The organism is Bradyrhizobium sp. AZCC 1719 (assembly GCF_036924525.1).
Lineage (GTDB): Bacteria > Pseudomonadota > Alphaproteobacteria > Rhizobiales > Xanthobacteraceae > Bradyrhizobium.
On sequence record NZ_JAZHRU010000001.1, the window covers coordinates 4,134,739 to 4,147,918 of the forward strand.

Annotated in this window: 14 protein-coding genes and 2 riboswitches; of the genes, 7 read left to right on the forward strand and 7 right to left on the reverse strand. The window is 62.8% G+C overall.

What is annotated here, in order from left to right:
* Position 1: 1 nt before the first annotated feature.
* Together gcvH and gcvT are read right to left on the reverse strand one after the other, a co-directional pair.
* Complete coding sequence (gene gcvH / locus V1292_RS19345; protein ID WP_065728594.1) at positions 2-367, reverse strand: glycine cleavage system protein GcvH; 366 nt, start codon at positions 365-367, stop codon at positions 2-4.
* A 27-nt stretch (positions 368-394) separates the two neighbouring features.
* Positions 395-1,540: a glycine cleavage system aminomethyltransferase GcvT gene (gcvT, locus tag V1292_RS19350; protein ID WP_334377095.1), complete on the reverse strand. Its 1,146-nt coding sequence runs from the start codon at positions 1,538-1,540 to the stop codon at positions 395-397.
* Between the two features lie 55 nt (positions 1,541-1,595).
* A riboswitch (glycine riboswitch) is annotated at positions 1,596-1,674 on the reverse strand.
* Between the two features lie 3 nt (positions 1,675-1,677).
* Positions 1,678-1,768, reverse strand: a riboswitch (glycine riboswitch).
* 327 nt (positions 1,769-2,095) lie between these two features.
* Here gcvT and alaS point away from each other — a divergent pair.
* The 4 genes from alaS to V1292_RS19370 all read left to right on the forward strand — a co-directional run bounded on the left by alaS (position 2,096) and on the right by V1292_RS19370 (position 6,563).
* A complete protein-coding gene (alaS, locus tag V1292_RS19355) occupies positions 2,096-4,768 on the forward strand; it encodes an alanine--tRNA ligase (RefSeq protein ID WP_334374299.1) in 2,673 nt (890 codons plus the stop codon).
* A 162-nt stretch (positions 4,769-4,930) separates the two neighbouring features.
* Positions 4,931-5,263 carry a hypothetical protein gene (locus V1292_RS19360; protein ID WP_334374300.1) on the forward strand — a complete coding sequence of 111 codons (333 nt, stop codon included), beginning with the start codon at positions 4,931-4,933 and terminating at the stop codon, positions 5,261-5,263.
* 118 nt (positions 5,264-5,381) lie between these two features.
* On the forward strand, positions 5,382-5,705 hold the full coding sequence (locus tag V1292_RS19365; RefSeq protein ID WP_334374301.1) for a septal ring lytic transglycosylase RlpA family protein: 324 nt from the start codon (positions 5,382-5,384) through the stop codon (positions 5,703-5,705).
* Between the two features lie 183 nt (positions 5,706-5,888).
* Entirely contained in the window at positions 5,889-6,563 is a 675-nt protein-coding gene (locus V1292_RS19370; protein WP_334374302.1) for a DUF2270 domain-containing protein, read from the forward strand.
* Between the two features lie 68 nt (positions 6,564-6,631).
* On the opposite strand, the gene V1292_RS19375 is transcribed toward V1292_RS19370, so the two are convergent.
* From V1292_RS19375 to V1292_RS19390, 4 genes are all read right to left on the reverse strand, one after another.
* Positions 6,632-7,099: a DUF3455 domain-containing protein gene (locus tag V1292_RS19375; RefSeq protein WP_442895621.1), complete on the reverse strand. Its 468-nt coding sequence runs from the start codon at positions 7,097-7,099 to the stop codon at positions 6,632-6,634.
* Between the two features lie 201 nt (positions 7,100-7,300).
* On the reverse strand, positions 7,301-8,515 hold the full coding sequence (locus tag V1292_RS19380) for an NADP-dependent isocitrate dehydrogenase (protein WP_334374304.1): 1,215 nt from the start codon (positions 8,513-8,515) through the stop codon (positions 7,301-7,303).
* 188 nt (positions 8,516-8,703) lie between these two features.
* On the reverse strand, positions 8,704-8,883 hold the full coding sequence (locus tag V1292_RS19385; RefSeq protein ID WP_334374305.1) for a hypothetical protein: 180 nt from the start codon (positions 8,881-8,883) through the stop codon (positions 8,704-8,706).
* A 51-nt stretch (positions 8,884-8,934) separates the two neighbouring features.
* Positions 8,935-9,291, reverse strand: coding sequence for a hypothetical protein (locus tag V1292_RS19390; protein ID WP_334374306.1), 357 nt, complete (start codon positions 9,289-9,291; stop codon positions 8,935-8,937).
* 228 nt (positions 9,292-9,519) lie between these two features.
* Between V1292_RS19390 and V1292_RS19395 the strand changes: the two genes are divergently transcribed.
* From V1292_RS19395 to V1292_RS19405, 3 genes are all read left to right on the forward strand, one after another.
* Entirely contained in the window at positions 9,520-10,731 is a 1,212-nt protein-coding gene (locus tag V1292_RS19395; RefSeq protein WP_334377096.1) for a TrmJ/YjtD family RNA methyltransferase, read from the forward strand.
* A 207-nt stretch (positions 10,732-10,938) separates the two neighbouring features.
* A complete protein-coding gene (locus V1292_RS19400; protein ID WP_334374307.1) occupies positions 10,939-11,571 on the forward strand; it encodes a DUF1326 domain-containing protein in 633 nt (210 codons plus the stop codon).
* 53 nt (positions 11,572-11,624) lie between these two features.
* Positions 11,625-12,434 (forward strand): DUF2182 domain-containing protein, encoded by an 810-nt coding sequence (locus V1292_RS19405; protein WP_334374308.1) that lies wholly within the window; start codon positions 11,625-11,627, stop codon positions 12,432-12,434.
* Between the two features lie 109 nt (positions 12,435-12,543).
* Here the strand turns inward: V1292_RS19405 and V1292_RS19410 are convergent, their stop codons facing one another.
* Positions 12,544-13,029 carry a GNAT family N-acetyltransferase gene (locus V1292_RS19410; RefSeq protein WP_334374309.1) on the reverse strand — a complete coding sequence of 162 codons (486 nt, stop codon included), beginning with the start codon at positions 13,027-13,029 and terminating at the stop codon, positions 12,544-12,546.
* Positions 13,030-13,180: the final 151 nt, after the last annotated feature.

Here is a 13,180-nt window from a genome sequence, read left to right on the forward strand (position 1 = left end):
CTTAGGCCGTGTGGGCCTTGTAGGCGGCCTCATCCATCAGGCCGCCGAGTTCGCTTTTGTCCGCAATCTTCAGCTTGAAGAACCAGGCCTTGCCGCCGGCGTCGGAATTCACCAGCGCGGGTTCGGCGGCGAGCGCCTCGTTGACCTCGATCACTTCGCCCGAGATCGGCGCGTAGACGTCGGAAGCGGCTTTCACCGACTCCACGACGGCGGCGGCTTCGGCCTTCTTCAGGGCGCGGCCGACTTTCGGCAATTCGACGAACACGACGTCGCCGAGCTGCGATTGCGCATAGTCGGTGACGCCGATGGTGGCGACATCGCCCTCGATGCGGAGCCATTCGTGGTCGGATGTGAACAGCGTCGTCATGAAAATTTCCCTTTGGCGTTGGCAAGTTCAGCGTTTGTAGGTGTTGGGAACGAAGGGCATGGCGGCGACCTGCAGCGGCAGGCGCTGGCCGCGCACTTCGGCGAAAACCTGCGTGCCGTTTGCGGCGAGCGCGGTCGGCAGATAGCCCATCGCAACCGGCGCATTGAGGCTCGGACCAAATCCGCCCGAGGTGACCTTGCCGACCGGCTCGCTGGAAGCGCTATCTGCGAATAGCAGCGCACCTTCGCGCACCGGCGCGCGGCCTTGCGCGCGCAAGCCGACGCGGCGGCGCGATGCGCCTTTTTCAAACTGTGCGAGGATTTTTTCTGCGCCCGGAAAACCGCCGGCGCGGGCGCCGCCGCTGCGGCGGTTTTTTTGCACTGACCATTCCAGCGCGCCCTCGACCGGCGTCGTCGTGGTGTCGAGGTCGTGGCCGTAGAGGCAGAGCCCGGCTTCCAGCCGCAGGCTGTCGCGCGCGCCCAAGCCGATCGGCAGCACGTCCGGATTGTCCAGGAGTAGCGTCACCAGCGCCTCGGCCTGTTCGGCCGGCACCGAGATCTCAAAGCCGTCCTCGCCGGTATAGCCGGAGCGCGAGACGAAGCAGTCGAAGCCGGCGACCTTGCGCGGCCCGGTATCCATGAACCGCATGGCGGTGACGTCTGCACCAAGTTTCGCCAGCGCCGATTCCGCCTTCGGTCCTTGCAAAGCGATCAGGCCGCGACCGGTTAGCGAATCGATGATGCAGGTCTCGGAGAGATGCGCGCGCAGATGCGCCTCGTCCTCGGCCTTGCAGGCGGCGTTGACGACCAGAAACAGGTGGTCGCCGAAATTCGCCACCATCAGATCGTCGAGAATGCCGCCGTCGCTATTGGTGAACTGGGCGTAGCGCTGCCGTCCCGGCGCAACCGCCAAGATGTCCTGCGGCACCAGCCGCTCCAGCGCCAGCGCCGCGTCTTCGACCCGGCCGGATTTTGCCCGCAGCGCAAGCTGGCCCATGTGAGAGACGTCGAACAGGCCGGCGGCGCTTCGCGTATGCAGATGTTCCTTCAACACCCCGGCCGGGAATTGCACCGGCATCTCGTAGCCCGCGAACGGAACCATCTTGCCGCCGCGCGCCACATGGAGCGCGTGCAACGGGGTGCGTTTGAGGGAGGATTTGTCGCTTGCCAGCATCGTCAAGGCCCTCATGGGTTCCGGAGACCAGTCTCCAAAAACCCAAAGAAAGCCCCATCTGTCGCTGTGCCTGAGAGTATTATCCCGTCGGCGGACGCCCTGGGCGCGTGTTGCCCGGCGTCTCTTTCCAGATGCTATTTCGTCACGCGGTCCGTTTGCCTGAGAGTTTCCGGGGCGGTTGCTCCTTCGGCGCCGGCGCTTAAGCCGATCTCTCCCGACGTGACGTCTTACAGATAAGAGGGAAACACAGCCCTGCCAAGCCTGTCAACGCAGCCGCAGCATTATCAACGGGACTTGCGTGCCCATCTTGTGTGCTGCGGCAAGCCTATGATCCGCCTGCACAGTTTCTGGACACCGCAGGCCGCCTTGTCTAAAAGCGTTCCGGGGAGCGCGGCCAGCAAAAGTGGCTCCCGGTTTTGCGTCCGGCCGCGCTCCAAAACCATAAAATTGGGCGCATGATCTTTTCGCCAAACCGCTTAACACTTTGGCGGATCATGCGCCGAGGTTAAAGGCTGGTTGCGGCCCATTCCGGCCCTTTTTTCCGATTGGATGAACATGAGCGGCGTCAACGAGATCAGGTCGAAATTTTTGGACTTCTTTGCGGAGAACGGTCACGAGATCGTGCCGTCGTCGCCGCTCGTGCCGCGCAACGATCCGACCTTGATGTTCACCAATGCCGGCATGGTGCAGTTCAAGAACGTCTTCACCGGCGTCGAGAAGCGCGCTTACCAGCGCGCCACCACCTCGCAGAAATGCGTGCGCGCCGGCGGCAAGCACAACGACCTGGACAATGTCGGCTACACCGCGCGGCATCTCACCTTCTTTGAGATGCTCGGCAATTTCTCGTTCGGCGACTATTTCAAGGAGCGTGCGATCGAGCTCGCCTGGAACCTGATCACCAAGGAGTTCGGGCTGAAGAAGGACAAGCTGCTCGTCACCGTCTACCACGACGACGAGGAGGCGGCGCGCCACTGGAAGAACATCGCCGGCTTCTCGGACGACCGCATCATCCGGATCGCGACCTCGGACAATTTCTGGGCGATGGGAGATACCGGCCCGTGCGGTCCGTGCTCCGAGATATTCATCGACCGCGGCGAGCATATCTGGGGCGGGCCTCCGGGCAGCCCGGAAGAGGACGGCGATCGCTTCCTCGAATTCTGGAACCTGGTCTTTATGCAATTCGAGCAGGTGACGAAGGACGAGCGCGTCGCGCTGCCGCGTCCCTCGATCGACACCGGCATGGGGCTGGAGCGCATGGCCTGCATCCTGCAGGGCGTCGACAGCGTCTTCGAGACCGATCTTTTCCGTCACTTGATCGACGCCGCCGCTTCGGCGCTCGGGCATGGACCGGACGAGAAGAACGTCGCGTCGTTCCGGGTCATCGCGGACCACCTGCGCTCGTCAGCCTTCCTCGTCGCCGACGGCGTGCTGCCGTCGAACGAAGGCCGCGGCTATGTGCTGCGCCGGATCATGCGCCGCGCGATGCGCCACGCGCAGCTCCTCGGCGCGCGCGAGCCGCTGATGCATCGTCTGGTGTGGGCGCTCGTGCGCGAGATGGGCCAGGCCTATCCGGATCTGGTGCGCGCCGAAACGCTGATCGAGGAAACGCTGCGGCTCGAAGAGACCCGCTTCCGCAAGACGCTGGAGCGGGGGCTAGCGATCCTCGACGAGAAGAGCGCCGGCCTGAAGAAGGGCGACATGTTCGACGGCGATACCGCGTTCACGCTGTACGATACCTACGGCTTCCCGCTCGACCTGACGCAGGACGCGCTGAAATCGCGCGGCATCAGCGTCGATCAGGCGGCGTTTTCGGATGCGATGGAGCGGCAGCGCGTGAAGGCGCGCGCATCGTGGGCCGGCTCGGGCGATAGTGCCAGCGAGGCCATCTGGTTTCCGTTGCGCGAAAAGCTCGGCGCCACCGAATTCCTCGGCTACGACACCGAAAGCGCCGAGGGCGTGGTGACGGCGCTGGTGAAGAACGGCAAGGATGCCGCCAGCCTGAAGGCCGGCGAGACCGGCGCGATCGTACTGAACCAGACGCCGTTCTATGCGGAGTCAGGCGGCCAGGTCGGCGACACCGGCCTGCTGACGGGCGAGGGCGTCACGTTCCGCGTTACCGACACGCAGAAGAAGGCGGGCGATCTGTTCGTGCACCTGGGCACGGTGGAGCAGGGCACGCTGAAAGTAGGCACCGCGCTGCAGCTCGAGGTCGATCATGCGCGCCGGTCGTCGATCCGTGCGCATCACTCCGCGACGCATCTGCTGCATGAGGCGCTGCGCCAGGTACTCGGCGATCACATCGCCCAGCGCGGCTCGCTGGTGGCGCCCGATCGTCTGCGCTTCGACTTCGTGCATCCGAAGCCGATCACGGCCGAAGAACTTGCCCGTGTCGAGGACATCGCCAACGAGGTGGTGCTCGAAAACGACGAGGTGACGACACGGCTGATGGCGGTCGACGACGCCCGCGAGGCCGGCGCGCGCGCCCTGTTCGGCGAGAAATACGGCGACGAGGTTCGCGTGGTGTCGATGGGCAAGCAAGCCCGCGCCCACGGCCAGAACGCGCTCGGCTGGTCGGTCGAACTGTGCGGCGGCACCCATGTGCGCCGTACCGGCGACATCGGACTGATCTCGGTGACCGGCGAAAGCGCGGTGGCCTCAGGGGTACGGCGCATCGAGGCGTTGACCGGACGTCACGCCCGCAAGCACGCCAACGATACGATGGCAATTGCGAAGACGGCGGCGTTCGAGTTGCGCACCAGCGTCGACGACATGCCCTCGCGCATCGCAGCGCTGATGGAAGAACGCAAGAAGCTCGAGCGCGATCTTTCGGATGCGCGCAAGAAGCTCGCGATGGGCGGTGGCGCCGGCAACGGCGCGGCAGCGGGCGGCGTGCGCGAAGCCGGCGGCGTCAAGCTGCTGGCCCGCGCGGTCGAAGGCGTCGAGACCAAGGATCTCAAGAGCCTGGTCGACGACGGCAAGAAGCAGATCGGCTCCGGCGTGGTCGCGATCGTCGGCGTCACCGAGGACGGCAAGGCCGGCATCGTCGTCGGCGTCACCGCCGATCTCACGGCGCGATTCAACGCGGTGGAGCTGGTGCGCAAGGGTTCGGAAGCGCTCGGCGGCAAGGGCGGCGGTGGCCGGCCCGACATGGCGCAGGCCGGCGGGCCCGACGGCGCCAAGGCAAATGCGGCGCTGTCGGCGATCGAGCAGGCGATGGCGGGGGCGTGAGGCGCAGGTAAGCCGGAACGTCTTGGCGATCGCCAGCATTGTAGCTGGCGATAGCAATGGCTGATTGGCCAATTTGGCACAGCATTCCGGCAAACAGCCCGATCGCTGGACTTACGCAACAGTCGACCTTGGCGTTCGAGAGGTGCCAGGATGATCCGGTGGATGATAAAGCCATCGCTCTTTGCGTCGATCATCTTTGGCGCTTCGGTCTGCGTGGCGACAGCGCAGGACGCCAAGGTTTCGGTCGAGATGATCGGTGCAGGAAGCATGAGTTGCGCTCATTGGCGATCCAAGGAAGAGCACGTGTTGGAGGGGACTGTCTGGATTCACGGTTTCTGGACCGGACTTAATTACGTCGCCGCGGCGAGTGGCCAAACACAGCCCAGAATCAACGTCTCGTCGATCGTTGCCGAAGTCGAAAAAGTGTGCGCTCGCAAGACATCACAGACCTTGGCCAGCGCCGTATGGACGACGTATCTTGGGGCCACGAGGTAGGGCGCCGAACAGCAGTGATGCTGCGCCGCTTTCGTCATTCTGACGCGCTTGCTGGAACTCAGAGGCCCGCGAAAAGTTGGCAGTTGGCCAATTGAGCCTCGGTCCTGGAAGGCTGACGATGATCCGCCCGGTATGCGCCGCCTTGGCGCTTAGCTGTCTATCTGCGCCTGTATTTGCCGAAACCTGCATTGCTTCTCGCTACGGCTACAACGGTGGCCGAACCGCATCGGGGGAGCGGATGAATCCAAATGCGATGACTGCGGCGCATCGCGCCAGACCATTCGGCTCCCATGTCACAGTCACCTCACATTCCAGCGGGCGAAGCGTCACAGTGCGGATAACTGATCGTGGTCCGTTCGTGAAGGGACGGTGCATAGACCTTTCCGCTGGCGCGGCCCGGGTGCTTGGCTTCTCCGGGACTACGACGGTCTCTCTCCGCTGAGGTGGATGATCCGGCCGCCAGGGGAAAATTCGCGACAGCAGGCTCTCCAGTCGCTCACTGGCAATTCGGTGTCAGCGCGCGCATAGTTGCCAGGTCGTTATACCGGATAGGTTCGTCGGTGTATGACATGGACTCTCCAGGTCAGCGCCGGTGATCTGCGGTTCGGACAACCGGAGTCCCGCCATGTCTGTTACGGCTTCCAGCGAAACCCACCACCAACACACCTTCAATTCCGCTGAAATGGGTGCGATCGCTCATCTCTACCGCGGCGAAGTCTACCGTTCGACGATCTGGAGAACGCGGCTCGACAACACGACCAACTGGGCGATCGTCACCATGGGCATCGCCTTGTCGACGACCTTTTCGAGCCCGGAAGCTTCACCGCTGCCATTGCTGCTCGTTGGCCTGCTCATTGCCGTGTTTCTCGGCATGGAGGCGCGACGTTATCGCTACTTCAATGTCTGGCGCGCCCGAGCCCGGTGGATGGAGACGAATTTCTACGCGCCGATATTCACCGGTGAAGTCCGCGACGATAGCTGGCAGGTGATACTCGGCCACGACTACACCGCGCCCCGCCACCACATTTCATTTGTCCGCGCGGCGGGACGGCGGCTGCGTCGCAACTATGTCTGGATTATCGCCGTCCAGGTGGTTGCCTATTACGGCAAGATCGCGATTCATCCGACCCCCGCGGCAAGCCTGGCGGAATTTGTCGATCGCGCCGCGGTTGGACCGATTCCCGGTTGGATCGTTCTGATGGTTGGCTTTGTCTACAATTTCGGCTGGCTGGCGTTTGCGCTCGGCACGATGTGGCTCGACCAACGCGAGCACAGAGGCGACAAGGTGGCGATGGGTTAGCGCGCCTGCCGCCCGCGGTATTGATGGAATGGGACGCATTCCATCAATCGCTCCATCGGCATCCCGGGTCAGCCCTTGCGGAGGAACACATAGTCCGCCGAGTAGGGGACGCTTTCATACGATCCTGCCTTGTAGCAGGCGCCATTGGCCCTTCCACCCACCGTGTTGATCCGCTGCACTGTCGTCACCGGACTGAGAACCCCGTTGCCGCGCCGCGAAGTCACGCCGAGCTTCAGCCAGGGGATGTCCATGGCGACTTGCCCCGGGGCGGTGCCGACGACCTGGCTGACCACCGCGCTGCCGTCGCTGTATTCCCAGGTCGGTCCGGCATAATGCCGGCCGACCGTCTTGCCGTCCAGGAAAAGCGTCGCGATCGGCTCGCGAAACACCCAGCCCAGTGTGCCATCGGCGCCGGTCTTGCATTCATAGACCTGCGCGCCTTCGGCATGCAGCGTGAGAACGGCGATTTCACCGGGAGCTGCAATAGCCTCGGGAAGCGATTTTTGGGCGGTCGCATTGACGAGCGACCCGATCAGTAGGAAGGCGGCGAGCGCGATGCTCTTGGAGAACGACACGGTGATGCTCCGTCGTTGATTTTTCTGTTATTGCGAGGCGGCGGGCCACACGAATGCGCGCCCGACGGCAGGCTCCGAGCAATCCACCGCGCCAAGCTTGGGCCGTGGATCGCTTCGTCGCTCTGCCCCTCGGTACGGATGTAGGGGAGTTGCGAAGGCGGCTTAGGCCGCCATCGCCTTCTCGAGATTGGCCGCAACCTTGTCGAGGAAACCAGTCGTGGACAGCCAGCGCTGGTCGGCGCCGACCAGGAGCGCGAGGTCCTTGGTCATGTAGCCTTCCTCGACGGTCGCAACGCAGACCTTTTCCAGCGTGTCGGCGAATTTTGCGAGCTGCGGGTTGTTGTCGAGCTTCGCGCGGTGGGCGAGGCCACGGGTCCAGGCGAAGATCGACGCGATCGAGTTGGTCGAGGTCTCCTTGCCCTTCTGATGCTCGCGGTAGTGCCGGGTCACCGTGCCGTGCGCGGCTTCGGCTTCCACCGTCTTGCCGTCGGGCGTCAGCAGCACCGAGGTCATCAGGCCGAGCGAGCCGTAGCCCTGCGCGACCGTATCCGACTGCACGTCGCCATCGTAGTTTTTGCAGGCCCAGACGTAGCCGCCGGACCACTTCAGGGCGGAGGCAACCATGTCGTCGATCAGGCGGTGTTCGTAGGTGAGCCGCTTGGCCTCGAACTCCTTCTTGAACTCGCGGTCGTAGATGTCCTGGAAGATGTCCTTGAAGCGGCCGTCATAGACTTTGAGGATGGTGTTCTTGGTCGAGAGATAGACCGGGTAGTTCCGCATCAGACCGTAATTGAAAGAGGCGCGGGCGAAGTCGATGATGGAGTCATCGAGGTTGTACATCTGCATCGCGACGCCGGAGCCCGGGGTCTTGAACACTTCCCTCTCGATGACGGTGCCGTCCTCGCCGACGAATTTCAGCGTCAGGGTGCCCTTGCCGGGGAACTTGATGTCGGTGGCGCGGTACTGGTCGCCATAGGCGTGGCGGCCGATGATGATCGGCTTGCTCCAGCCGGGAACCAGGCGCGGCACGTTCTTGCAGATGATCGGCTCGCGGAAGATTACGCCGCCGAGGATGTTGCGGATGGTGCCGTTCGGCGACTTCCACATCTCCTTCAGGCCGAATTCCTTCACCCGGGCTTCATCAGGGGTGATGGTGGCGCATTTGACGCCGACGCCGACCTTCTTGATGGCATTGGCGGCATCGATCGTGACCTGGTCGTTGGTCTGGTCGCGGTACTCCATTCCGAGGTCAAAATAGAGCAGTTCGACATCGAGGAACGGGGTGATCAGCTTGTCCTTGATGTACTGCCAGATGATCCGGGTCATCTCGTCGCCATCGAGTTCGACGACGGGGTTGGTCACCTTGATTTTTGCCATGATGGAGGGGGCCTTCTTTGGAAAACCGCGCGTTTCGGGCGGGTGGAGTGATTATAGGCGGCCTATAGCACTGCAAACCGGCCGGCGAAAGCCAAGCCGTTATGCACTTTCAGCCCATCCTTTAGATTAGGTTGCGGCTTGCGTCGCCGTCCCCGCCACCACGTACCGGGTACTGAACAGGCCGCAGATCAGGGCGCCCGGCGGCTGGAGTCGGTCCGCCGCCAGGTAAAGGTCGCGATCACGGCGCAGATGCCGAGCAACGGCACGAACTGGATGGCGACGATGGTCGACAGCGGCACAAAGCCGGGATCAGGCAGCGGGTTGAACAGCTTTCCCGTTAACCACAGCGTGCCGTATTGTAGCACCACCAGCACGATCCGAAAGCAGAACGCCCGCAAGGCGGCGGATAAGGCCGCCAGCTAGAACTTCTCGATCTTAATCTGGCCGCTGGAAAACCGCGCCACAAGATTGCGGCAATGGGGTTCGCCGCGCCGTCGAGCCCAAGCCTCCATGCGGTCGATCTCAGGCCGAAGGGCGTCCAAGGCCGCTGCTTGCCAGTGCGCTCTCATCCCGCCAAATGGCAGAGCTTCGGTTTCAGAAACAACGCCGACGAAGGGCAGGAAATCCGCGTCCCCTTCATCGAGCTTTGACGTCCACCAGGCCGCAACAATTTTTCGCGCACCTTCGATGTACGTAAGCCTTCCCGCCAACACGTCTTGCGCGGCGTCAAAGATCGCATTCCGGGCTTTCAGGATCTCGGATTCATTCCAGCTCATCCACCACGTATCCTAACCGGCCTCTAGTCCGCATTTCGATGGGGTTCCCATCGATTGTTCCTCACTGCAAGGCGACAGCGCCTTGAAGTTTGACCAAGGTTCAAACAGGGGTACTAACCCCATATTTTGCTTGAGAAATTATCCCAGTCAGGCAATCGAAGGCAGCCTGCGAAGGTTTGTCGAATCCTCCTGATCCTTCAGGAGCTGAATCAGAAAGTGAAGTCGAAAATGTCCGGCTCGGGCACCGATAAAACCAAGTCTGGTTGGGACTTAGCTGGACCTGTTGTGATCCTCGTCGAGCCGCAGCTCGGCGAGAATATAGGCATGGCCGCGCGGGCGATGGGCAATTTTGCGCTGTCGCGCCTGCGGATCGTCAATCCGCGCGACGGCTGGCCGAACATCGCGGCGCAACGGGCCGCTGCCGGCGCGGACCAGATTTTGGAACAGGCGCAGTTGTTCGACACGGTGGAGCAGGCGGTTGCTGATCTCACACTGCTGTTTGCGACCACCGCCCGCGCGCATGACCAGGCCAAGCCGGTGGTCGCGCCGGCGCAAGCGGCGGCCGAGATCGTGGCTCATGTCGGAAGTGGCGGCGGGGCCGGTATCCTGTTCGGCCGCGAGCGGTACGGCCTGCAGAACGAGGAGGTGGCGCTTGCCAACCGGATCATCACCTTTCCGGTCAACCCCGGCTTCGCCTCGCTCAATCTGGCGCAGGCGGTGCTGCTGATCGGCTACGAGTGGTTCAAACTGTCGACCGGCGGCGCCCTGCCGTTCGCGATGCCGGAACGCTCCGAGCCGGCCTCGCAGCACCAGATGCAGGCCTTCTTCGACAATCTGGTTCGGGAACTCGACAAGGTCGAATTCCTCCGCCCGCGCGAGAAGCGCGAAACCATGCTGGTGAACCTGCGCAATATCTTCACCCGGATGGACCCGACCAAGCAGGACATGCACACCCTGCACGGCGTGGTGATGGCGATCGCCGAGGGACGCAAGGGCCCGGCCAAGGGCGGCGTGCTCGACGGCGAACAGGCGACAAGGCTGCGGGCGCTGCTGGCCGAGCACGGGCAGGGGCCGGCGGTGCCTGGCGACAGCTCTACCGTGCGCGGCCTGGCACGGCTGCTTCGCCGCAACCCGACTGATGCCGAGCGCATCCTTTGGCAGGCGCTGACGCGCGACCGCCGCTTCGCCGGCCAGTTCAAGCGCCAGACCCCGGTCGGGCGCCACATCCCCGATTTCGTCTCCTTCGTGCATCGCCTGGCGATCGAACTGGTCAACCCGAACGAGACGGAAACAATTGTCGCCGACCGCGCCGGGCGGAAGGCGTGGCTGGAGGCACGGGATTACCGCGTGATCGAGATGCGGGTTGCCGATGTCGAGCGGGATCTGGCGACCGAGCTGGAGCAGCTGGAGAAAGCCGTAGGGTGGGCAAAGGCGCGTTAGCGCCGTGCCCACCATTTGTCGGCATCGTTGTCTTGAATGGTGGGCACGCTTCCGCCTTCGCTTATGGAAGCTACGGCGGACGTGGCCGCTTTGCCCACCCTACGGGTCGCTGTCCCTTGGGGCACAAACGGAGTAAGCTCGCAGCGCCCGACCAAGGAGAGGTTCAAGCGGCCGCAGTCCAATCGATAACGCAACGGGAGGTGTGCGATGGCTACATCTGACTGGCGTCTCGAAGGCGAATGGATGAAGAACTGCAATTGCGCGTTTGGCTGTCCGTGCGATTTCAACGCGCGGCCGACCGAGGGCTATTGCAAGGGCCTGGTCGGCATGAGGATCACCCAGGGACATTTCGAGGGCACTAAGCTCGATGGGCTGGTTTTTGCGGCCACCGTCGATTTTCCTGGCGCACTGCATGAGGGCAATGGCCAGTTGCAGCCGATCATCGACGAGCGCGCCACGGCGGAACAACGCGAGGCGCTGTTCAACATCATGTCCGGCAAGCATTCCGCTGAAGGTACGCTGTTTCATATCTTCAGCCTGATCGTGACGAAGATCCACGACCCGGTGTTTGCGCCGTTCGAGTTCTCATTCGACAAGGATGGACGCGTTGCGCGCATGGTGGCCAAGGGCGTGCTGGAGACCGAGGTCGAGCCGATCAAGAATCCGGTGACGGGAGAGCCTCATCGCATTCAGGTCGTGATGCCCGAGGGCTTCGAACACCGCGCTGCCGAAATTGCCTCGGCCAACATCCGCTCGACCGGTGCGATCAAGTTCGACACCAAGGGCTCGCATAGCTCGCTGGCGAATGTCGTCCAGACGCCGGAGGGCGTAGCGGCCTGATTCTGCATGGAGACGGCATTTCGACGTGCCGGCTCAGTGGCGGAGGTTAGTCCATGTCCGGGACCTCTGCGCTTGAACAGACCTTGCGCCACGATCGCCTGATCGTGGCGTTCAGCATGGCTTCAGTGGTCGCGTTTGCCTGGGGCTATCTGGCCGCCGGCGCCGGCATCGACATGAGCATGGCCGATATGCCCATGGACCCCGAGCCATGGTCGCCCTCGCAGGCCGCGCTGATGTTTGCGATGTGGTGGGTGATGATGATCGCGATGATGGTGCCGAGCGCCGCGCCAATGGTGCTGCTGTTTACGGCAATCAAGCGCAGGCAGGAGACCGAAAATCCCGTCTTCACGAGCTGGCTCTTTCTCGCCGGCTATCTCCTGATATGGGCCGGCTTTAGCCTCGCCGCGGTCGCGGTGCAGTGGGCATTGGATCAGGCCGGGCTGCTGTCCGGCATGATGGCGAGCACCAGCAGCATGCTCGCCGGGACCATCCTGCTTGCCGCCGGGCTCTACCAGCTCACGCCGGTCAAGCGCGCCTGCCTGCGCTACTGCCAGAATCCGGTATTCTTCCTCAGCCGCTTTTGGCAACCGGGCGCCATGGGCGCGTTGCGCATGGGCTTTCGGCACGGCAGCTACTGTGTCGGCTGTTGCTGGTTTTTGATGGCGCTGCTGTTCGTTGCCGGCGTGATGAACCTGGTGTGGATCGCGGCGGTCGCGATCTATGTCGCCTTCGAGAAGCTGCTCGCCCGCAGCCCGTGGCTCAGCCGCGCCGCAGGCGTGGGCCTGATCCTGGCCGGCGGGGTGGTGCTGGCGCGCGGTCTGATCGTCACGGCGCCCGCGTCGCTCTGGGGCGTGTACTCATAAAATCAAGACGCCAATGGACTTGGCGATGTCGCTTTACCATCGGTAAGCGGACAGCCAAGGCTGGCCTTCAGCAGTGCTTGTGCCAGCAGCGGACATAGCAGCCGACTATTCAGCCATAGGCATTCAAAAGGATTTTCTGCATCTCAAAATTATTGACCGGGCATCCGCACTCTGTTCCCTGATACTGCCGCACTTCGGTCCATCCGCGTCGTGCGTAGAAGGCTCGCGCTCGTGAGTTAAAGCTGCGTACTTCCAACCGTGCGACCGGGGACGTGCGTGCGATCTGCTCCTCGGCTTTGGTGAGCAGTTTTGATCCTACGCCACTATTCCAATGGCTCGGATCGACATGCAGGGCTTCGATGAAGTCGTGGTTCATCTGGACCATACCTAAAAGCACGTTCTCGCACGTTGCAACTGTGAAGTTGCGCCATTCATTTTCGGCGTGGTGGCGTGCAGGGTCAACAGCAGCAAAGGCTTGCACCGCCTCGAACGGCAGCTCAGGAGCCCACGTGACAAGCCAAGAGCGTCTCAAAAGACGGGCGAGCGCAGGCACATCCCGCTCTTCTGCAAGTCGAATGGTGATCTTGGATGCCATCTGCAACTCGTGTTTATCCGCTTATAACATGCCTCTGTAAAAAGTAGGGTGAGGCGCTGACGGAGGCTTGTCTGCCTCGGGTCATAAGTGGACAATTTCAGAACCGGTCGGCAGGTCGCAAAGGGCCATGAACGACTTTTGTACGCCCCAT